This is a genomic window from Prosthecobacter sp. (genome assembly GCF_044227185.1).
Classification (GTDB): domain Bacteria; phylum Verrucomicrobiota; class Verrucomicrobiia; order Verrucomicrobiales; family Verrucomicrobiaceae; genus Prosthecobacter.
In genome coordinates this window covers 220,486-242,527 of the sequence record NZ_JBGAFO010000003.1, presented here as the reverse complement: position 1 = coordinate 242,527, position 22,042 = coordinate 220,486, and the positions used below count along the sequence as shown (strand labels likewise).

14 protein-coding genes are annotated in these 22,042 nt (G+C 62.4%); 7 read left to right on the top strand and 7 right to left on the bottom strand.

The genetic code is table 11. From position 1 onward, the window contains the following. Positions 1 to 243 precede the first annotated feature (243 nt). A complete protein-coding gene (ilvC, locus tag ACILSQ_RS08770; protein WP_395743225.1) occupies positions 244 to 1,275 on the bottom strand; it encodes a ketol-acid reductoisomerase in 1,032 nt (343 codons plus the stop codon). Between the two features lie 124 nt (positions 1,276 to 1,399). Between ilvC and ACILSQ_RS08765 the strand changes: the two genes are divergently transcribed. Next, positions 1,400 to 2,302: an FKBP-type peptidyl-prolyl cis-trans isomerase gene (locus ACILSQ_RS08765; protein ID WP_395743224.1), complete on the top strand. Its 903-nt coding sequence runs from the start codon at positions 1,400 to 1,402 to the stop codon at positions 2,300 to 2,302. Positions 2,303 to 2,980: 678 nt separating this feature from the next. Here the strand turns inward: ACILSQ_RS08765 and ACILSQ_RS08760 are convergent. After that, complete coding sequence (locus tag ACILSQ_RS08760) at positions 2,981 to 4,099, bottom strand: sialidase family protein (protein WP_395743223.1); 1,119 nt, start codon at positions 4,097 to 4,099, stop codon at positions 2,981 to 2,983. 521 nt (positions 4,100 to 4,620) lie between these two features. Between ACILSQ_RS08760 and ACILSQ_RS08755 the strand changes: the two genes are divergently transcribed. After that, positions 4,621 to 5,739: an acyltransferase family protein gene (locus tag ACILSQ_RS08755; protein WP_395743222.1), complete on the top strand. Its 1,119-nt coding sequence runs from the start codon at positions 4,621 to 4,623 to the stop codon at positions 5,737 to 5,739. Between the two features lie 955 nt (positions 5,740 to 6,694). On the opposite strand, the gene ACILSQ_RS08750 is transcribed toward ACILSQ_RS08755, so the two are convergent. The 4 genes from ACILSQ_RS08750 to secG all read right to left on the bottom strand — a co-directional run bounded on the left by ACILSQ_RS08750 (position 6,695) and on the right by secG (position 14,177). Continuing rightward, positions 6,695 to 7,015 (bottom strand): hypothetical protein, encoded by a 321-nt coding sequence (locus ACILSQ_RS08750; RefSeq protein ID WP_395743221.1) that lies wholly within the window; start codon positions 7,013 to 7,015, stop codon positions 6,695 to 6,697. A 591-nt stretch (positions 7,016 to 7,606) separates the two neighbouring features. Beyond that, positions 7,607 to 8,116: a hypothetical protein gene (locus tag ACILSQ_RS08745; RefSeq protein ID WP_395743220.1), complete on the bottom strand. Its 510-nt coding sequence runs from the start codon at positions 8,114 to 8,116 to the stop codon at positions 7,607 to 7,609. Positions 8,117 to 8,122: 6 nt separating this feature from the next. Next, positions 8,123 to 13,303 (bottom strand): PVC-type heme-binding CxxCH protein, encoded by a 5,181-nt coding sequence (locus ACILSQ_RS08740; RefSeq protein WP_395743219.1) that lies wholly within the window; start codon positions 13,301 to 13,303, stop codon positions 8,123 to 8,125. A gap of 154 nt (positions 13,304 to 13,457) precedes the next feature. Beyond that, positions 13,458 to 14,177 (bottom strand): preprotein translocase subunit SecG, encoded by a 720-nt coding sequence (gene secG / locus ACILSQ_RS08735; protein ID WP_395743218.1) that lies wholly within the window; start codon positions 14,175 to 14,177, stop codon positions 13,458 to 13,460. Positions 14,178 to 14,345: 168 nt separating this feature from the next. Between secG and ACILSQ_RS08730 the strand changes: the two genes are divergently transcribed. The 4 genes from ACILSQ_RS08730 (at position 14,346) to ACILSQ_RS08715 (ending at position 20,762) form a co-directional block, all read left to right on the top strand. Next, complete coding sequence (locus ACILSQ_RS08730) at positions 14,346 to 16,487, top strand: VIT domain-containing protein (protein ID WP_395743217.1); 2,142 nt, start codon at positions 14,346 to 14,348, stop codon at positions 16,485 to 16,487. A gap of 36 nt (positions 16,488 to 16,523) precedes the next feature. After that, positions 16,524 to 17,687 carry a VWA domain-containing protein gene (locus ACILSQ_RS08725; RefSeq protein WP_395743216.1) on the top strand — a complete coding sequence of 388 codons (1,164 nt, stop codon included), beginning with the start codon at positions 16,524 to 16,526 and terminating at the stop codon, positions 17,685 to 17,687. Positions 17,688 to 17,843: 156 nt separating this feature from the next. After that, complete coding sequence (locus ACILSQ_RS08720) at positions 17,844 to 18,530, top strand: response regulator transcription factor (RefSeq protein ID WP_395743215.1); 687 nt, start codon at positions 17,844 to 17,846, stop codon at positions 18,528 to 18,530. A gap of 12 nt (positions 18,531 to 18,542) precedes the next feature. Then, positions 18,543 to 20,762, top strand: coding sequence for a sensor histidine kinase (locus tag ACILSQ_RS08715; RefSeq protein WP_395743214.1), 2,220 nt, complete (start codon positions 18,543 to 18,545; stop codon positions 20,760 to 20,762). Here ACILSQ_RS08715 and ACILSQ_RS08710 read toward each other — a convergent pair whose 3' ends face one another. Further along, entirely contained in the window at positions 20,763 to 21,203 is a 441-nt protein-coding gene (locus ACILSQ_RS08710; protein ID WP_395743213.1) for a beta-hydroxyacyl-ACP dehydratase, read from the bottom strand. An 89-nt stretch (positions 21,204 to 21,292) separates the two neighbouring features. Between ACILSQ_RS08710 and ACILSQ_RS08705 the strand changes: the two genes are divergently transcribed. Continuing rightward, on the top strand, positions 21,293 to 22,033 hold the full coding sequence (locus tag ACILSQ_RS08705; protein WP_395743212.1) for a lysophospholipid acyltransferase family protein: 741 nt from the start codon (positions 21,293 to 21,295) through the stop codon (positions 22,031 to 22,033). Positions 22,034 to 22,042 lie beyond the last annotated feature (9 nt).

Below are 22,042 nucleotides of genomic sequence, written 5' to 3'. Positions count from 1 at the left end.
CCCTCCGCTCAGAGTCGTTTCAAAGCGCCCAACGCCAGTCTCCTCTCCCCGCCCAAGATATCTTGGGCTCTGAGCCCCTTCGGGGAGAGGCCGGGTGAGGGGCTTAATCAAGGCTCCTTGAGCTGATTCAGCCCCTCAAGCCCAGGAGATGCCCACAAAAAAGCGCGGACCGTCTCCGATCCGCGCTCTGCACTTGTCTTGACTCTTTGACTCATCTTGACGGCTCAGCCGTCTTGACTCGTCTTACGAGTAGCTCGCCTGCTGGCCCTTGATGTCGCGCTTCTTGATCCACGGCATCAGGCTGCGCAGGCGCGCCCCGGTCTTCTCGATCGGGTGCTTCTCGCCGTCCTTCAGCAGCTTGTTGAATTTCTTGTAGCCGCCCGCCTTCGTCTCGCGCACCCACTCCTTGGCAAACTTGCCCGTCTGGATGTCCTTCAGCGCTTCCTTCATCCGCTTCTTCACCGACTTGTCGATGATCTTCGGTCCCACCTTCACGTCGCCCCACTTGGCCGTTTCGGAGATGGAGAAACGCATGCCCGCGATGCCGGACTCGTTCATCAGGTCCACAATGAGCTTCAGCTCATGCAGGCACTCGAAGTAGGCCATCTCAGGGGAGTAGCCCGCTTCCACCAGCACTTCAAAGCCTGCCTGCACCAGCGCGCTCGTACCGCCGCACAGCACCGTCTGCTCGCCGAAGAGGTCCGTTTCGGTCTCTTCCTTGAAGGTCGTTTCGATCACACCGCCGCGCGTGCCGCCGATGCCGTGCGCCCAGGCCAGCGCGATCTTCTTCGCCTGCTTGTCCGCGTTCTGATAGATGGCGATCAGTGCCGGCACGCCTTTGCCTTCCGTGTACTGACGGCGCACGATGTGGCCGGGGCCTTTCGGCGCCACCATGATCACGTTCACGTCCGCAGGAACCGTGATCGTCTTGAAGTGAATCGCGAAGCCATGGCTGAAGAGCAGCGTCTTGCCCTTCGTCAGGTGCGGCTTGATGTCCGCGTTGAAGACATCCGGGATCTTGGTGTCCGGCACGGCCACGAAGATGACGTCGGCCTTCTTCACAGCTTCGGCGGTGTCATAGACCTTCAGGCCCTTTTCTTCAGCCACCGCGCGGCTCTTGCTGCCAGGGTAGAGGCCGATGATCACGTTCACGCCGCTCTCTTTGAGGTTCAGGGCATGGGCATGGCCTTGGGAGCCAAAGCCGATCACGGCGCAGGTCTTGCCTTTGAGCGGTGCAAGGCTGGCGTCTTTTTCAGTATAGATTTTCGCGGGCATATGATTTCTGGTTAGAGGGGCGGCGATACTGCTTCAAGGGGGGGGCGGGGTCAAACGGCTTTTTCCCTCCCCGCCAAGGCTGCCATTGACCACCCCCCGCCACTGGGTAGTCTCCGCGCCTCATATGAAACCCACCACCGCCCTGCTTTGCGCCGCCTTCACGGCCGCGTCCCTCGTCCACGCCCAGGAAGTCAAGCCCGCACAGCCGGCCGCCGCTGCCGACGCCGCCGCCCCCGCCGCCACTCCGGCCGCCCCTGCCCTGCCCATGGATAAAATCAGCTACTTCATCGGCAAAAACGTCGGTGCCTCCATCCTGAGACAGCAGGAGAAGGTGGACATGAAGGAATTCGCCGCCGGCGTCAAAGAGGCCCTCACCGCCAAGAAAAGCTCCAGCTTCACCATGGGCTCCGGCCTCGGCCAGCAGTTCGTCAGCGAAGGCATCCCGATCGATATCGACAAGCTCATCGCCGGCATCACCTTCACCGTCGAGCACAGCTCTGAAAAACCCGCCTACACCGAGGAGGAGCTCACCACCGCCATGGCCTCCTTCGAGATCTTCATGAAGGCCAAGGCCGAGGCAAACATGACCCCCGAGCAGCGCGCCGAAGCCGCTGCCGTTAAGAAAAAAATCGCCGAAAACAAGGAGGCAGGCGTGAAATTCCTCGCTGAAAACGCCAAGCGCAAAGGCGTCACCACCACCAAGAGCGGCCTCCAGTATGAGATCATCAAGGAAGGCACCGGACCCAAGCCCGCCATCACCGACGTTGTGAAGGTGCACTACCACGGCACCCTCGTGGACGGCAAAGTTTTCGACAGCTCCGTGGAGCGCGGTGAGCCCGCCACCTTCCCCCTCCAGGGCGTCATCAGAGGCTGGACCGAAGCCCTCCAGCTCATGCCCGTCGGCTCCAAATGGCGCATCTTCGTCCCCGCAGACCTCGCCTACGGCGACGAAGGCCGCGGCGAAGATATCGGTCCCGGCGTCCCCCTCATCTTCGACGTCGAGCTCCTCGGCATCGTGAAGCAATAACTCCCGCCATTCCCTCCCCTCGGGGCAGGTCTTCGGACCTGCCCCTTTTTCATGCCCCCAAATCCACCTGCCCTCCCATCCTTCCCCATGCACCACACCCTCTCCCAAACAGCCTCCCCCCGTTCCACTCAGTCTCTGACATTTTTCTACCCCTAATTTTTCTACCTCAACTCCGTCACACCGCCCCTCTCTGCGTCCTCCAAATCTTCACCTGCCCTCCGTCGTGTCCTCCGTAGCTCGTAGAGCGAAGGAGGAAGCTCTAGCGAAGGATCGGCGGTGCAAATCTCCGGCCATTCCCTTGCTACTTCATTCCTTTGCCAAAAACAGCGTCCTCCAATCCCCCACAATTCCCCCTCCGCCATCCGTATCATCCGCGGTTCCACCTCCGGCCCCTCATCGCATCATCGCCCTGGCGCCTCCACCACCTGCAAAATCACCATCCTCACACCACCGGTGCAGTCATCCTTCCTTCTAAATTGTTCCGTACTCATTCCACCACATCATACCACGACTCATTAAAAACATCTCTCCAGGGAAAACTGAACAAACCCACCCCGCGGAAAATGCAAAATCCCAGAGCCTTGATTCAGAAGGTATTCTCTGCGGTCTTCTAATCTCTTGGCCTGCCTCCATAGCTTTAGCGAAGAGGGGCGGTGTTTAATTCAGGCTGCCTCCCCCTCACGGCGCCGCATGCCTCACCCGCAGATGCGCCAGGTAAATGTTCGCCGGATTCTTCCCCACCCCCTTCGGCTGCGGATGCTCATGCGAGGAATAATAACACAGCAGCACCTCCTCATTCCCCACCCCGTCCGCAAAGCTCTGGTACGCCCCGTCCCCGCCGCTCGGCATCACCCACGGCTTCTCCACCCCGTTCGCCGTCACCGTCCACACCTTGCACACACTCGGAAAGCCCACCGTCTCCTTCTCCGGCAGCGCCCGCGCCGCCAGCAGCATCCCGCCGCCCTTGGTCCGGTGCAGCGCCGGGCCGCCGAAATTCCACGCATCCGTTTGAAATGCCTTCCACGGCCCCAGCGGCGCCCGGCCCATCACCACCACGCCCGGGTTGCTGTTGCGGATCGCGCTCACCAGCGTGCCGTCCGGCGTCCACCCCACATCCGCCTCATGCCCCCAGCCCGACCCTCCCGCCTGGCTCATCCCGCTCGTCGGCCCCTCGCCATACGTGTGCATGCCCTTGAACTTCACCCCGTCCTCAGACCGGAACAAGATCAGCCCAAACGAGCCCCGGCTGTCCTTCCCGTGAATACCACAACGTGCCAGACTATAAAAGGCTCCATCCGGACCTTGGCGGATCCGAAACAACCACCGCCGCTGCGAAGTAAACGTCAGCCGGCTGTCAGCCTTCGGCTGCACAAACTCCGTCTCCAGCTCCCGCGGCTCGCTCCACGTCACACCATCCGCCGACTGCGAAAAAAAATCCTCCTTCGAGTGAAACACCACCTGCACCTTCCCCCGGTTGTCAAACACCAGCGGATCACGGCAGTCATCCTCCCTCGTGAACTCCGCCACCTTCTCCCACGCCTTCAGATCCTTCGCCGCCGCGCGGATCACCACGATCTTCGCCCTCGGCGAATCATGCGCCTCCCCGCTGCGAAACGTCACATAATAAAAATCCCCCACCCGCGCGATCCCCGGAAACCCATTGTGCTTCCCATCCGCCCACACCGTCTGCACCCACACACTCTGCACCTGCGCCCTCGGAAACGCCGCAATCTCCTGCGCCCGCAGTGAAGAACCCATCACCAGCACCAACAGCAAAACAGCAGACAACGTCTTCATCTCCCAAGAACGCCGCCACACTCCCCATGTTTCACCCTCGTCCCACGAACGCACCAGCGTCCTCCACGAGCGCGCCAGCGTCCCCGGACTGCGGCGCTTCAGCGCCGCTCTCGCCACCCCCACGCCTTCTCCACCTCCCCCCCCCTCTACAGCCCTCTCGTCCTCTCCCCTCAATCGTCCTCGTCCTCGTCCTCGTCCTCGTCCTCCTACTCGAACTCGTCCTCGACCCACCCGCCCCGCAACACACCTCACCCCGCACCACATAGCCGCCCCCATGCCCCTCGCCACCCAAGCCCCCCACATCTCCAGCCAATTTACAATTCTCAGTTTTCAGTTCCCACTTTACAATCCGCCTCACCCACGACGCAAAATCAGCTCCCACCCTGACCGCGCCCTAGCATCCACCATCCACCATCCACCATCCACCATCCACCATCCACCATCCACCATCCAGCATCCAGCATCCAGCATCCAGCATCCAGCATCTAGCATCTAGCATCTAGCATCTAGCATCCAGCACCATGCCTGAGTCCCCGCATTCCCTCTCCGCACCACGCCTCCTCTCCCTCGACGCCCTCCGCGGCTTCGACATGTGCTGGATCCTCGGCCTCTCCTCCCTCCTCACCAAGCTCCTCACCCGCGCCTTTCCCACCTCCTCGCTAGTTCCAGACATCACACTCCAGTTCACCCACGCCGCCTGGGCCGGCTTCCGCTTCTACGATCTCATCTTCCCCCTCTTTCTCTTTCTCGCCGGCGTCTCCCTCGCCATCGCCCTCCCACGCCGCGTCGCGCGTTCCGGACGTGGTTCGGCAGTGCGCCACCTCCTCGCCCGCGCCGCCATCCTCATCCTCCTCGGCATCATCTACTCCGGCGGCCTCAAAAACGGTTGGGATCAAATCCGCTGGCTCGGCGTCCTCCAGCGCATCGGCATCGCCTCCGCCGCCGCCGGCATCTTCTCCCTCTGGCTCGGCACCCGCGCCCTCACCCTCACCACCGCCGCCCTCCTCATCGGCTACTTCCTCCTCCTGCGCTTCGTCCCCGTCCCCGTCCCCGGCCCCGGCATCGGCATCAGCGCCGGAAACTTCGACGAAGGCATGAACCTCACCAACCACCTCGACAGCCTCTGGCTCCCCGGCCGCAAATACGATGGCGACCACGATCCCGAAGGCATCCTCAGCACCCTTCCCGCCATCGCCACCGCACTCCTCGGCCTCCTCACCGGAAAGTGGCTCACCAGCACCGCAGCTCCCTCACGCAAAGCCGGCGCCCTCATCATCGCCGGCCTCCTCATGCTCGCCCTCGGCTGGGCCTGGCATCCCTTCTTCCCCGTCATCAAAAAAATCTGGTCCTCCAGCTTCGTGCTCGTCGCCGCCGGATGGAGCGCCATCCTCCTCGGCTCCTTTTACTTCATTGTCGATGTCCTCCACTGGCGCCGCGGCCTCGCCCCCTTCCTCTGGGTCGGCGCCAACCCCATCGCCCTCTACCTCGCCTCCGGCCTCGGCTTCTTCCGCTCCCTCAGCGAGCGCCTCCTCTTCACCACCCCGCCCCCCTACGACTGGCTCCCCGCCGCCATGACCTTCGCCCTCATGCTCGCCACCGCCCAGTGGCTCCACAAAAAGCAGATCTTCCTCAAGGTCTGATCGAAGCAGATTCGCCACATCAACCACGCCGAAGCAGCCGCCCCATTTGGAGTGCGGTCGCGCAGTGAGGCACGAACGCAGCTACCGCTTTCGACGTGCCAGCCTGCCCTCTCATTCCACAAAACACCCAAAGGCGGGAGCGGAAAATGGTTTCGCCAGCACGACGGTCAACGCAGATCCAAAGCCCACCGAGATTCCCTCCACAATCATATCTCCGCGTTCATCTCCCGGCGAATGAACCTGCAGTCCAAATCTCCGCCTCAGAAATCTTTTACCGCCCAATCTTTTACCAGCTCTCCTTGGCAGCCTGATTGTCTCCCAGCCTGGCTTCTCGCCACCACTGCGAAAAATGGCGCCCCCCTGCGGCCAGCTAACAATCCCCATCCCCACCAGCCTTCACTCACTCCGCTTGATTCGGTCAGGCTCCCGGCAGGGAGCAGAGAGATGAGCCGGTGGTGAAACGAGGCTTTGCGAGCGAGAACCACCGGACCTCGAAAAATACACGTCACCTATCAGAGTCGCATGCCGAAGGTATGCGAGAAGCCCTCATCCACCCAGCATTCACAAGTAGCTTTCGCAAAACACTCGCATATGACATTCCGCAAAAGAGCGGGTGCAAACATAAGCTGGAGGTAAAAGCGATGAACATTCATGACATGCTGGCAGCATTCAAAGAATCAATGAAAGCCGCCTGACCAGGCCGCATCCACTTTTCCCTCCTGTTTACCAAGTTGTTGAGCCGCCAGAGAAAGAGCCAAGTTCGAAAATACCGACCTTGCAGCCTGGTCACTACCGGAAGATCACCCCATATCTCAGAGCTCGCTTCGAATACGCTGGCTCCTGGAAAAATGCTGACGGTGGTAATGAGTGGCTGGGGCTAAGGCAAATGGAGACTGCCCTGCGGGACCCAGACATCTTGGAACAAATCCGCGCAAGTCCTGAGATATGGACCGATTCACCCCTCGTTCAGATACCCCCATCCAGAATATCCTTGTTCGGTTTGTATCCCGAACAGCATGAGGAAATTGATCTGATTTGGCCGCTCGACGCTGATGACGACAGCGAGCCCGAAATCCTCTCGTAGGCGGGAAATGATGAATGCCAGTTTCCCAACTTTGCCGAATATCTGAAGTGTCTGATCGACGGTGAATCGTAACATGGGTGTTGTTATCTTTCGCCACTCCGCTCCCGCCACACACCAGCCCTGAAAGGGCTGCGTATTATAGCCCAGGGTCAGCCGAGCCTCAGCGAGGCGACCCTGGGTTTTGGCAGCCACTCCGGGAGGCGAACCCATCATCTGCTTCACGCGCCCCGTCTTCCAGAAGCATCTCCCGGCTATTTCGCCGCGGGAGAACTTGTGCCTCCGCCACACATCACGCCCCGGCTCCAGCCTCACCATTCGTGTCAGCCTGTTGGGCAAGCCTCAATAAAACACACCCCTCCGGAAAAGCACGATAGGCACTCCTGTCGACCAGCTCTCCCGCAAACCCCACAGCCCCCGGCCACCACAGGATCATACCACTCCCTGGTACCCAAGCCTCCCTCCCCGCCTCCGAAAGCCCGTAGGGCTGGCACAACCGTAGCCGGCGGTGCCAGCCCCCGGTCACCTGCCCCATTCCCCCTCACACCCCGGGGAACCGCATAGCGGTGACACAAACCTCCTGATCATCCGCACCTCCCATCACCACCCTGCCCTGTGGCCCCGCCCCCATCACCTCCGGCAATTTAAAATTTTCAGTTCTCAGTTCTCAGTTTCCAACCTCAGTCCTTCGAAGCCTTGGCGAAGAAGGATCCCCAGCACCCCGTCCCTCGAGGTGCTCCGCGCATCAACCACCCTCCGCTTCCACACTCCCCTGCTTCCCGCCCGTCAGGAGCGTCTGCGCGGGCTTTCTGGACCACGCCAGTTTTCGCGCATGGTCAAAAGGCAGGCTGAGACCACGAAGAACACTGCCCAGATGGCACTGTAGGACACAAAGCCACGCGGCGAGACCGGGGTAATCCAAGTCTTCCATTCTAAGGGCATGCTTTTCGGGCCTTGGAAGCCCGGCTCATGGGATTTCAAAATGAGGTCTTGGTAGATGACATGACCGATAACTAGGGCGGCAAACAAGGCGGTTCCGGTGAACAAACGCTTCAGTCTGGCAGGAAGCAGCACTCGCAACGTCTGCCAATCCTCAAGCCAGACCACGCCAGTTCCGTTAATCTCATGCAAGGCTCGGACAGCCGCGACAAATGGGATGAACACAACGAGATGCAGCGCATAAAAACCGACCCAGATGCCATGGTCGGGTCTGAACACGGCTGACAGGCAGACAGCAATCGAGCAGGCATAACCCGCCCACGCGAACATTTTGCAAAATCGCCTCCAAGGTGACATGGCGGATCAATTTTTGCCGCTCGCCCACTTCACCGCATTCGTCAAAATCTGCTGAAACGGCTTCAGATCATGCACCCGCGCATCATGCCCCAGCGCGATCCCCACGATCTTCGCCTTCGGATGCTCCGTGATCCACACGCTCGGATGCCCCGCCTTATACTTCTCGCTCGGGCTCGTCTCCGCCAAAACGGTGATCTTCGCCGTCCCCTCCGGAATCTTCTCCGGCTCCGCGTTCACATAGTACAGCTCGTCCTCCACCGTGAAGCTAGCAGGCACGCCCGCCATGATGGCGTGCTCCGCCTTCACCGCCTTCACATCAAACGGATGAATCTTGTCATGCCCCCGCGCCCCGCCGCCCACGATCTGCGCGTTCAACTCCGGCCATCCGCCAAAGCCATACCACGTCCCGGGATGCAGCATGATGATCCCCTTCCCCGCCGCCGCGAAATCCATCAGCGCCTTGCGATACGCCGCCGTGTCAAAAAACTTCCGGTTCACACTGATCACCGCCACATCCGCGATCGCCAGTTGCTCTGTCGCCTGATCCCGGTCCTCCGTGTAATGCACGGAGAAACCCGCCCCCTTCAGCGTCGCCACATCTGTCTCGCCAAAGAACTTCGCAAAGTTGTGCGAAGACCCGCCGCCAATGACGAGCACCTTCGTCTTCCCGGCCTCCCAGTTCACCGGCGTCGCAGCCGCCAGCGGCCCGTCGCCCTTGCCCCCTTCCTTGGGCCCCGTTTCAGCGCCCGAGAATCGCGCATTTCCTTCCCAGGCCCTGGGGCGCTTCCACGGCAGCTTGCCAGGCTCATTGTCCGCCGCAGCCGCACCGGCAGCTTCCGCCTTCACCGGCTTCGGCCCTTCCCCCGTGATGTCCGCCGTGATCGCAGCCACCACCGCCGTCACGCCGTTGTCCAGGCTCTCCAGCACCAGCTTCGTGATCGGCGCCGCATTCGCAATCGGCAGCGTGATACGCCGCAGTTGGCCCTTGTTCACCACACCCTCCACAAACGCGCTGCCAGGCACCTCGATCTCACGGTTGTAGTCCGCAAAGGCCTCGCCGTTCTTCAGCTCAAACACCTCCGGCGCTCCCGCGCTGTGGTTCACCGTCACCTTCATCGCCACCCGGTCATCCTTCGTCGCCGGGTATCCCCAGCCCGCGATGCCGCTGAGCAGATGAATCTGCTTCGCCGCCGTGTGCATCGCGATCTCCACCTTCTGCGGGTTCTGACTCGCCGCGTTGCCATTGCCGCCGCCTTTCAGCACGATCAGATTGGCTCCCGTCGCCGACTTCGCCGGGTCCATAATGAACCACGGCACCTGGTCCGCCGTCACATTGCCAAACTTCGAAAAATGCACCGTGTCGTTCGTGGCCTCCTCACGCGCAAACAACCCGCGCCGTGAGTCCGCCGTATACGCCTCGCGCAGATCCACCACCCGGAACTTCTGCTCCCCGCCGCAGATGAAGGCCAGGATGTCACGAATGTTCTCCGCACCCAAAGCCTCAAGGCCTTCAGGCATCAAACTCCGCCGCGTGTTTTCCCGCGTGGCGATGTCCGCCTTCTTGATCTCAAAATCACCGCCCTGATTCCGCAGCGTCAGGCTCGCCTGGTTCTCGCTCGCGATCACACCCGCAAAAGTCTCCCCCTTCTTCGTCGTCACATTCCACGCCCAGAAGCTCGGGTCCACCTCACGGTTCGGGTCGATCACATGCACCAGCAGCTCCGCCGGCCCATGCGCCCCCATCCCCACCAGCGGCGGCGCCACATCCTTGCCAATGTCTCCCAGCCGGTGGCACACCGCGCACGCCGCCGTGAAAAGCATCTTCCCCTTCTCCACATTGCCCGGCTGCTCCACCACCGGCGTAAACTGCGCGATCGTCTCATTCTTCGCCTTCGCATTCGGATTCAGCTTGTCGATCATCGCATTCGCCCGCGCCGCCACCTGCTTGTTCGGATGCGTCCTCAGCCGCGAAACATTCCCCGGCCCGATCTCCTTCGGATCCATCTTCCCCTTCTCAATTTCACTCAGCAGCGCCAGCGCCGCCTCCGGCCGCTTCAAAATCGCATCAAACGCCTTCGTTCGTAGTTCGGGCTTCAGCCCGTTCAGGCCCGCCACCAGATCACCAGCATTCCCCCCCTCATCCACGGCCGCAATGATCGCCGCCTGCAGGGCGGCGGGCGTCTCGGCATTGGCAAGAACCTTCACCGCCTGCTCGCCAGCCTCACCACCGATACCGACAAGCGCTTTCGCCGCGCCCACGCGGTCAGAAATCGCCGCCGCCTTGTCCTCCAGCTTGGCCGAAAGGCTGGCAACCTGTGCTTTCACTTCACCAGCCAGCGCCCCCGCCTTGTCCCACTTCACCACCAGCGGCAGCGCCGCAGCCGCCAGCGCAGGCTGTGCAAGAAGCTTCTTCAAAGCCGTCGTCAGCTCTGGCGTGAGCGCCGGTGTCACATTCGACTGCTGCGCGATGCCCTGGAGAATGATGATTTTCAGCGCGTCAGCCTTGGCATCCGCGCACGCGATGACCAGTTTCTCCGGCGACTTGGCAGACGGAATCAACGCATGGACCAGCGCCTCCGCTTTGCCTGGTGCCGCAAGCACCTTGATGATGACCTCGTCAGCATGATCAGCCGCGGCCGCAATCGCTGCTGAACGCATCCAATCATTCTCTGCCTGAGCGAAGCGCTCCACGATCAAAGCCCTGCCCGCCTCATACCGGCTCACCGCGGAGAGCGCCTTGAACCATTCCTCGGGCGTTTCGGGCTGGGCGTCACGCAGGCTTTTGGTGATGTGCGTGACATACTCGGCTTCGGTCGCCGGTGTTACCGGGGTGCCATCAATCGTTGGCGTACGCTCCGCCCAGTAATTGGCTGTCGCAAAATGAGCGTGCAGCCAGTTGCTCTGCCGGAAGTCTGCTTTGCCTTGTTCAGACCGTTCCTCTTCGGAGGCATAAAAGTCCTTGGCTTTCTGGACATCCCACAGCTTGTCGAAGCCAAAATTTTCACGCAGCAGCCTCCACGCCTGCTGCGCCGTCGGCCCGTTGTCATTGTGCAAAATCGCTCCCACGAGCCCCTTGGCCTCCTTCTTGTCGAGCTGCGCCACCTCCAGCTTCTTCGCCTTCTTGTGCTGCACCTTCCAGATGCGGCCAAAGTAGTGGTCGCGGTCAGGCCTCACCGCCGCATTCGCCGGGCCATGAAGCGGCCCGCGCGTGTCATTGTGAATCACCGCCTGATTATAAAAATCCACCACATACAGCGCCCCGTCCGGCCCCACCCGCGTCTCGATCGGCCGGAACCACAGGTCCTTGCTGCGCATGAACTCCGTCTCCTCGCGCCCCGCCTCCTTGTGCGCCTTGTACGTCACGCCATCCTTCTCCACAAACTCATGATGCACGATGTTCAGCGTCGGCTCGGTGGTAAAATAGCTATAGTCCCACTTCTTCGGCCACGCGCCGCCTTCATAGATCGCACAGCCCGCCGCTGCGGTGAACTCGCCTACCAGATCAATCTGCACATACGCCTGCTCCGGCCACGACATCGCCGGATAGGTCTTCTGATGCGTCACCATCCCGTTCCAGCTCGTCGTCCCCGGAACCTTCCCCTTCGCCAGCACATACTCCGGCAGTACCACATGGAAAAACACCGTGCCGCTCGTCGGCTGCGTGAAAAACACCTGCCCGTCCCACGTGATGTCCAGCCCCCACGTGTTGCCCCCGCGCGAAGAATACTGCTCAAACGCGCTGCCATCCGGCCTGAACCTCACCACCCCGCTGCCATCCGTCCCAAAGTCCTTCTTCCCGTCTGGCGAGACCACATGCCCTGAGCTGTACCCGTGCGTGGCATACACCCACCCGTCCAGTCCCCAGCGCAGGTTGTTGATCACCGCATGCGTGTCCCCGGTTCCGAGCCCCGTGTAAAGCACCGTGCGCTTGTCCGCCACCTCATCACCATCCGTGTCCTCAAGATACCAGATGTCCGGCGCGGCGCACGCAATCACCCCTTTCTTATAAAAACAGAAGCTCGTGACCAGCTCCAGCTTGTCCGCAAACACATGCTTCTTGTCCATCACCCCGTCACCATTCGTGTCCGTGAGAATGGAAATCCGGTCCGTCGGATCACGGTCGTACTTTTTCGTCCATGAGCCGCTGTCCTTCCACTTCTCCACATTCAGCTCACGCCTCCCATTCGGATACTCCGGCGTTTCGCACACCCACAGCCGCCCCTTCTCGTCCCAGTCCACATTCATGACCTTGTTGATCAGCGGCTCGCTGGCCACCAGCGAAAGATCAAACTCCGGATGCACCTCGATCTTCTCCGCCGCCTTCTCCGGCCGCGTCGGCCCGCCCTCCACATACCTCAAATTGTCCCCCAGCTCCTCCGGCCTGCACAGCTCATCCACATTCTCCCTCTTCCCCGCCCACGCGATCCCCCTCAGCAGCAGCGCCCGGAAATTCGGCCGGCTGAAGTTCGCATAGTAGTGCCCCGGAATGCACACAAACGACCGGTAGTTGTCCTTCTCATAAGTCCAGATCTGCGGCTGGATGTCATAAATGCTCACCTCCTTGCCCCCCTTGGTGATTTCCGCCGCCCGTTTCGCCGCCTTTTCATTCCGCGCCCCCGCCGCTTTCGGGGTGTAAGCCCCCGCCAAAATCCGGCACTCCGGCAGTACGTCCATGTCGTAGTAAATTTCGTCATCCATTGCGAAATTCGACACATTCAAAGTGATCGGATTCTCATGGTCCGTGAAGTACAAATGCATCGGCCCCTCCCGCCATTTCGTCTGCCCATGGTGCCACGACCCCCCAATGATGCCCTTGAACCAGTCATGATCCTTCGACACCGACGCCGCATGGATCGTCACAATGCCGCCCCCACGCTGGAGAAACTCCATCAGATCCTTCCTCTCCTGCCCGATCTTGATGTCCCCCCCGCTGTCCAGATGCAGGATGAGGACATCCGTTGCATCCAGCTGCTCCTTGGTCGGAAAAGCATCGCCACCCGTCGCCTTCGCCCCACGCTCATTCAGCAGCGGCACCCAGTCCCGCAGAAAAGAAGGATGATCATGCGCCCCCGGCCCATGCGACTTCGGCCCCGACCGGATGAAAACCCGTAGCGGCTCCGCCGCGCCAGTGGGATGCACGATGAGGCAGGACGACGCAAGCGCGAGCAGGAGGAGGAAGCGTTTCATGGTTGGAACAATGGTAGGCAGAACCAACGCATGATGGGAAGTCCGTTTTCGCACGGCACACTATCAGAAATGCACATGCTCCGCCCCCTTCCCAAAACGAAGGGCACGACTCTCGTCGTGCCCTTCGTGATGAGATTTAAAACTGACGAACCGCTTACTTCGGCTGGTTCGCTGGCGCAGGTGCCGGAGCAGCAGGAGCCTGCGTTGCCGCAGGGGCCGGCGCCGGAGGAGTGGTGGCAGGCGCAGACGCCGGAGCGGGGGTGGTGACCGGTGCTGGGGTCGCAGCGGGAGCTGGCGCCGGAGCGGGAGCTGGCGCCGGAGCGGGCTTCGCAGGAGCAGGTGCCGGGGTGGTGGCAGGTGCCGGAGCCGGTTTCGCCGCAGGGGCGGGTGTCGTGGCAGGAGCAGGGGTGGTCGCAGGAGCCGGCTTCGCCGTATTGGCAGCAGGAGCGGTCGTCTTGGCGGCTTCGCCTGCCTTGGCCTGGTCCTTTGCCTTCACGGACTCCTGAAGCTTTTCCGTCATCTTCGCCTTGGCCTGTTCTTCGGGCGAAAGCGCGGGGGCAGCCGCCGCAGCAGCAGCAGGGACCGCAGGCTCAGCCTTGGGTTCGCCAAAGATCGGCTTGCTCTTGCTGCCGGTCTGGTGGCGGCTCACCAGCACCGCCAGCAAAATGGTGATGCCAAAGAGAGCGATGGCCAGATAGACCGTAAACTTCTGCAGCACGTTCGTGGTTTGCGCACCCCAGACCTGGCTGGCGGCGGCATCGCCGAAGGAGGCGCCGAGACCTTCCTGACGTGGGCGCTGCATGAGCACGACGAGAATGAGCAGAAGGCAGACGATGACTTCGACTGCGGTGAGAATTCCAATGAAGATGTCCATAAGAGGGGGCGCGAATATGGGGGGACTTCCCCGCTTGGCAAGGGGGAGTTCGAGTTTGCAGTCCCCCTTCCAGATACGGTTTCTATGGCCGCTCAGGGCGTTTTTCATCCCCCGGCCCTTTTACCGGGCGTTTACAGACACCCCCTGCCACCAGGAACACCGTGGTGCATGAAGACGCTCCTTTGTGCCCTGGTTCTCGCCGCACCCCTGATGGCGCAGGAATCCCGCCCCCAGGTCTGGATTTCCCCCAGCTCCCGCACCATTCACGCCCAGCCGGTGCAGGTGACCCAGGTGGAGGCCCGCATCGACATCGCGGATCAAATCGCCACCACCACCCTCGACATCTCCCTGCGCAACCCGACAGGCCGTCCGCAGGAGTCCGAGCTGCTGGTACCCGTGCCAGGCGGGGCGGTGCTGAAGGCCTTCGCATTTGAGGGCGGCAGCGCGGAGGGCACGGCCAGGCTGCTGCCACGAGAGGAAGCACGACGCATTTACGACAGCATCGTGGCCCAGACGCGCGATCCGGCCCTGCTGGAGTTTGTTGGCGATGCCGTGGTCAAATCCAGTGTCTTTCCAGTGCCGGCCAATGGCACCCAGAAAGTCCGCGTGACTTATGAGCAGCTTCTGGAGGCCGACGGCGCCCGGCTGGACTACGTGCTGCCGCGCTCGGAAGCAGTGGAATACGCGGTGCCGTGGCGCCTCTCCATGCGTCTCAAATCCACTGCACGCATCGCCTCGCTTTATTCGCCCAGCCATGAAATCGCGGTCAAACAGCCTGGCGACCACGAAGCGAGCCTCTCCTGCGAAACCAAGGACCCGGGGGCCTTCCGCGTGTCTCTGCTGCGGGAGACGAAGGATGAGATGACCGCCTCGCTGCTGGCCTACCCCGACCCCAAAACAGGCGGCGGCTATTTCCTCCTCATGATTGCCCCCCCAAGGCCCAGGGCGGATGCCAGGCCGATGCTGAGGGAGGTGACGCTGGTGATCGACCGCAGCGGCAGCATGGCAGGGCCGAAGCTTGACCAGGTGAAGGCGGCGGCCTTGCAGGTGATCGAGGGGCTGGACGAAGGCGAGGGATTCAACCTCATCGTCTATAATGAAGCGGTCGAAATGTTTGCCGCAGAACCGGTGATCAAAACTGCAAAGACCACGAGGCAGGGGCGCGAGTACATCAACGCGCTGCGCGTGAGCGGCGGGACGAACATCCATGACTCGGTGGTGGAGGCGCTGCGGCAGAAGCCGCTGGAGGGGATGCTGCCAATCGTCCTGTTTCTGACGGACGGGCTGCCGACGATCGGCCAGACCTCGGAGAAGGCGATCCGCGAGGCGGTGGCGAAGGGAAATCCCCACCAGCGGCGGGTCTTCACCTTTGGCGTGGGCGTGGATGTGAACACGCCGCTGCTCGCACGCATCGCCCGCGAGACACGGGCCAGCGCGGAGTTTGTGCTGCCGAGGGAGGATGTGGAGGTGAAGGTGGCACGGGTGTTTGACCGCCTGCGCGGCCCGCTTCTCACCAAGCCCACCGTGAGGGTGGACGAGCCAAATCGTGTGAACGATCTGATCCCTTCGCCGCTTCCGGATGTGTTTCAGGGAGAGCAGATTTTGCTCTCCGGCGAGTATCGCGGAGAAGCGCCTCTGCATTTTCTGCTCACCGGCGCAGGGACGGAGGGAGAACGGAAGTTCGACTTCACGTTCAACCTGGACAAGGCGAGCACGGCAAACGCCTTTGTGGCGCGGCTGTGGGCGAGCAACAAGATCGCGGTGCTGAGCGAGGCAATTCGCGACATGGGCGCGGACGGCGGAACGGGAAACACGACCGAGCTTGTCAATGAGATCGTGCGGCTGTCCACGCAGTTTGGCATTCTGACTGAATACACGGCCTTCCTGGCTGAAGAAGGAACCTCCCTGGCGGCGGTGCCGGCGAGTGCGAAGGCGGCGGACAACTACGGAAACAAGGCGATGAAAACGCGCAGCGGGCCGGCGGCGGTGTCGCAGCAGGACAATCTGAAAAAGGGCGTGGAGTCCAAGCAGCTCAATGTGCGCAACCGCTTCCTGGATGAGAAGATGCAGGCGGTCGAAATCACCAGCGTGCAGCAGTGCCAGGCCGGAGCGCTCTTTAACAAGGGCAACCGCTGGATGGATGCGAGCGCGGCGAAGGCCGGGCGCGGGCCGGACCGCACCGTGGAGATCGGCAGCGCGGAGTTTGGCCGGCTGGTCGATGAACTCGCGGCCGACAACCGGCAGGGACTGCTGGCCCTGCGCGGGGAACTGCTGGTGGAGCACCGCGGAGAGCTGGTGCTGATCCGCTGATTTTTTTCGTCAACTCACTCAACCCAACGAATATCCATGAAAACACAACACATTGTTCTGGCCGCGGCTTTGACCGCGTGCCTTGCCCATGCCAAAGACGTGCAGCCGCCCACACCGGTGGTGGAAGTCACGAAAGTCGAACCGGCTTCAGACGCTCCTCTGGTGCAGATCGCCGTGCTGCTGGACACAAGCAGCAGCATGAGCGGCCTGATCGAGCAGGCGAAGACGCAGCTCTGGAAGCTGGTGAATGAATTCATTTCCGCGAAACAAGGCGGCAAAACACCCGTGGTGCAGGTGGCGCTGTATGAATACGGCAAGTCCTCGTTGCGTGCGGAGGAGAACTGGATCCGGCAGATCCAGCCGCTGACGCGCGATCTGGACAAGGTGTCCGAGGAGCTGTTTGCGCTGACAACGAACGGCGGGGAGGAGTACTGTGGCGCCGTGATCCAGCGTGCGACGAAGGACCTGGCGTGGGATGCGAACCCGAAGGTGTACAAGGCCATCTTCATCGCGGGGAACGAGCCGTTCACCCAGGGACCGGTGGATTCCAAGAAGAGCTGCCAGAGCGCCATCGCGAAGGGGATCATCGTGAACACGATTCACTGCGGCAGCGAGGCGCAGGGGATCGCGGAGCACTGGAACGAAGGCGCGCTGCTGGCGGACGGGAAGTATCTGGTGATCGACCAGAACCAGGCGATCGTTCATGTCGAAGCGCCGCAGGACAAGGAGATCGTGAAGCTCAACGAGCAGCTCAACAGCACCTACGTCAACTACGGCAGCGCGGCGCCGGCCGCCAAGGCGCGGCAGATTGCGCAGGATGACAATGCCGCCGCGAAGGCGGAGTCTGGAGCGCAGGTGCAGCGCGTCCTCACGAAATCCAGCGCCAACTACTGCAACAGCGCCTGGGACCTGGTGGACGCGTGCAAGCAGAAGGATTTTGACATCGCGAAGGTCAAGGAGGCCGATCTTCCCGAGGAGATGAAGAAGATGAGCCTGGAGGAGCGCAAGGCCTACCTGGAAAAGAAGACCGCCGAGCGCGAGGAGATCCAGAGGAAGGTGCTGGCGCTGAACAAGGAGCGCGAGGCCTATGTGGCCGCGAAGAAAAAAGAGGCCGCCACGACGGACACGCTGGACACGGCGATGAGCAAGGCGCTGCGGACGCAGGCGGAAAAGAAGGGCATCGTGTGGGAGGAAGAATAAGCTTCGCATCCAGACGAAAAAAGCGCTGTGTCATCACAATGGTGGCGCCGAACAGGCCAATGGCCGCCCGCTTTACAAGCCGTTTACAGACACGTGGCAGGGGCAGCGGCATGATTTTAGGCGTGCATTCTCCCGACCCACCCTCGAAATTACCTCATGCCCTCCACCATTCTCGTTGTTGAAGATGACGCCGCGATCCGGCGCGGCGTTCTGGATGCGCTCAAGTTTGCCGGACACATGACCCTGGAGGCGGGGGATGGTGAGAAGGGCATGAAGCTGGCGCTGGGCTCGACGTTTGACCTCATGCTGCTGGACCTGGTGCTGCCGCATGCGAGCGGTTTTGACATTCTGAAGGCGCTGAGGCGCGAGCGGCCCGGCACGCCGGTGATCATCCTCTCCGCACGAGGAGAGGAGAACGACCGTGTGCGCGGCCTGCGGCTGGGGGCTGATGACTATGTGGTGAAGCCCTTCAGCGTGCGCGAGCTGCTGGCACGGGTGGAGGCGGTGCTGCGGCGCGCCCCGGAAAGACAGCCGGTGAGCGAGACGCTGACGCTCACCGCGGCGACGATTGACTTCGGGCAGAGCGTGGCGCGCTTTGACAATGGCGAGAGCGCGGAGCTTTCCGAGCGCGAGCGGGATGTGCTGCGATACCTGGCTTTGAACCGAGGCAGGGCGGTGTCGCGGGAGGAGCTGCTGCAACGCGTGTGGCACATCGAAAACAAGCAGACGGAGACGCGCACGGTGGACATGCACATCGCGAATCTGCGCCACAAGCTGCGGGATGACGCCGAAGCGCCGCGTGTGATCGTCACGGTGCGGGGAAAGGGCTACCAGCTCGCCTGATTTCAACATTTCATGCGCAAACCCCTCCATATCTGGGTCACCTTCATCGCCTGCCTCGGGCTGCTGCTCGCGGCGATGGCGTGGGTGAGCTGGAACACGCTGGCGCTGGAGAAAGGGCGGGAAATGGCCGCGCGTGAAGCGGACCAGCAGGAACGTGTGCGGCTGGCGCTGTGGCGGCTCGACTTCCAGGCGAGCGCGCTCATGATCCGCGAGAATGCCCGGCCACCGTATGATTTCCGGCCGTTTCATGCGCCGGAGGGGCTGGTGAACAAGACCTATGGCAATGTGGCGAAAGGAGAGGTGCTGGTGCCCTCCCCGCTGCTGGCGGAAGTGCCCGAGAATGTGCTGCTGCATTTCCAGGTGGACTCCCGCGGGCAGGTTTTTTCCCCGCAGGTGCCGCAGAACGGCGAACGCACGCTGGCGCTGGCGCAGTATATCAATGGAGACGACCTCACCCGCAGCGAGCAACGCCTGAGCGGCCTGCGCGAGCTCCTTGCCAGGCCGGTCCATGGGATCAAGCCGCAGACTCCGCGCGAAGCCCGGCCCCACCCCAACGCCCGTGCGGCGGCCGCTGCTCCGTCCTCCCCCCCCATGCTCAACCGGCAGCTCCTGGCTGAGATGGCCTGCGTGGCCCGGTTTGATTTTGATGATTCGAAAGCCGCCGAGACCGGGAATGATGCCAATCTCCCACGCAATCCCGCGTGGAACGCCCAGCAGGACAAGGTGACCACCCAGCAGATGGCTCTGAACAACACTGAAAACCTCTCCCGCAGCCGGGCGGTGAATCTGCAGGCGGAGGAGTCGATCAAGCAACAGGGCGCAATCAAACTGAAGCAGGGGGCGGGCACCCTGGCGCTAAATAGCGAGAAGGAGGGGGAGGCCAAGCCCGCCCCGGCCAAGGCTTTGAAAAAAGAGAAGGAGCCGGAAACGTCCACGACCACCAGCAGAACGGCCTCGGGCATCTCCTCATCTGGTCAGGCTCCAGTGCAGACACCGGCCCTACCGGCCGCCTCGCTGCCCGCCGCGAAGGAGCCAGTGGCGGGCGCTGCCGCGAATTCGCTGGCCGCCGTGCCTTCAGCCGGCGGCATGGCACCGGCCGATCCTTTTGCCGGAGCGCCGCAGCCACCAGCGCCCGCTCTCAAGAGCGCCGCCTCCACGAACAGCTCGCGGCCTTTTCAGGGAGTCTGGCTGGACGGCAACCTGATGCTGACCCGCGAGGCCCTGGTGGATGGTGTGCGCATGGTGCAGGGCGTGTGGCTGGACTGGCCCGCGCTCCGCGAATCCCTGCTGCGGGAGATCACGGACCTGTTTCCCGATGCCAGACTGGAGCCTGCGACAAACGCGACTGCGGGCGCGCGCCCGGAGGACGATCCGCTGCGCTTTGCCACGCTGCCGGTGCGGCTGGTCCCGGGGGCGATCCAACTGCCACCCCTTCCCTTCTGGACGCCGCTGCGCAGGTCGCTCGGCATCGCTCTGGCCTGCGTGCTGCTGGCCGCCGTGGCGGTGGGGCTGGTGCTGTTTGGCACGGTGGCGCTGAGCGAGCGGCGCGCGGACTTCGTCTCCGCAGTCACACATGAGCTGCGGACACCGCTGACCACCTTCCGCCTCTACTCGGAAATGCTGGCGGATGGCATGGTGACGGATGAAGCGCAGCGGAAAACGTATCTGGACACGCTGACCGGAGAGGCGGGACGGCTGAGCCATCTCGTGGAAAATGTGCTGGCCTATGCGCGGCTGGAACGCGGCAGCGCGAAGGCGCGGGCCGAGACCGTCACCATCGGCGATCTGCTGGACCGCATTCTGCCGCGGCTCCAGCAGCGTGCGGACGCCTGCGGAATGACCGTGCGCCTGCAGGCCAGCGATGCTGACCGCAAAACACGGCTGCACGTGGACGCGGCCGCGGTGGAGCAAATTCTCTTCAACCTGGTGGACAACGCCTGCAAATACGCCGCACCGCGCTCGGCCGAGCCGGTGATCCATCTTGAAGCAGACACCAGCGGAAAATTTGCCATGCTGCGGGTGCGCGACCACGGCGGCGGCATCTCCCGCGAGGAGCGGCGGCGGATTTTCCACCCCTTTCACAAAAGCGCGGACCAGGCGGCGCATTCGGCGCCTGGCGTGGGGCTGGGCCTGGCGCTGTGCCGCAGACTGGCCGCGGCGCTGGGCGGGGCGATCATGCTGGACGTCACGCACAAAGACGGCGCGTGCTTCCTGCTGCGGCTGCCGAAGTAATCAGCGCTCCCCGGCTAGCGTGACGGCCCCTGTGAGGATGACATTGCCCGTGTCATCGCGGATTTCGCCGCTGACCTGTCCGAGGGTGTCCAGCATGCCCTGGAGTGTACCGCTTACATGGATCGACTGACCTGGGATGATGCTGCCGAGGATTTTGATCTGGCGCACCGCCGTGAGGCGGAGATTTTTCAGCGGAGCCTCCGCGGGGCGGGTTTGAATGAGGATGCCGCCGAGCTGGGCCAGCGCCTCGATCATCAGCACGCCGGGCATGAGCGGTGAACCGGGAAAATGGCCGCGGAGAAACTCCTCATTTCCTTTGAGCTGCCACACCCCTTTGGCGGAGATTCCCGGGATGAGCTCCACAAGCTCGTCGATGAAGCGAAACTCCGAACCGTGCGGCAGGGAGGAAAGCGCTTGAACTAGGTCGGGGGAAGATGGCATTCTACGGCCTTATTATTCAAGATTCACTGACAGAGCAATCGCCAAGATGCGTCTCAGCGGCGCCGCTGATCTGTCGTCTGCTGATGCAGATGTGGCATGCAGTCGTACTGCTGCTGAGCATGGCCTACTGGGCTGTGGGCGGCCTGCTGTTTGTGCTGGCCGGGGCGCTGCTGGTGCCGGTGCTGCCGGTGGAAAAATCCCGCGCCCTGGGCCAGTGGCTGCTGAGCATGGCCTTCCGCCTCTTCCTGGCGTGCCTACGGGCCTGCGGTGTGTATGAATGCGAATACATCGGCTTTGAGGCGCTGCGCGATGTCAAAGGCGGCCTGATCATCGCGCCGAATCATCCGGCGCTGTGGGACGCGGTCTTCATCCTGTCCAAGGTCCATGGCCTGCGCTGCATTTTGAAGGCGTCGCTGATGCACAACCCGTTTCTGCGGGGCGGCGCCAAGCTGGCGGGCTTTATTCCCAACAAGCCCGCGCACAAGATGCTGCAGCATTCCATCGAGGCGCTGCGCCAGGGAGACAGGCTGCTGTTTTTCCCGGAAGGCACCCGCACGCGCAAAGAGGAGACCTGCATCAATTCTCTTCAGGGCGGGCTGGGCATCATCGCCACGCAATCAAGCGCCCCCGTTTGGCCGGTGTTCATCGAGACCAACAGCGACTACCTCTCCAAAGGCTGGCCGCTGTGGCAGCTTCCGGACAAAAAAATCCGCATGCGCATCACGCTGGGAGAGCCCCTCGCGAGCCCGCCGGATGAAGGCGCGGCGGAGTTTACCAGGCGGCTGCAGGAGGTGTTTGCAGCCACGCTTGGCGGCGGACCGAAAACGTGATGGGAGGGA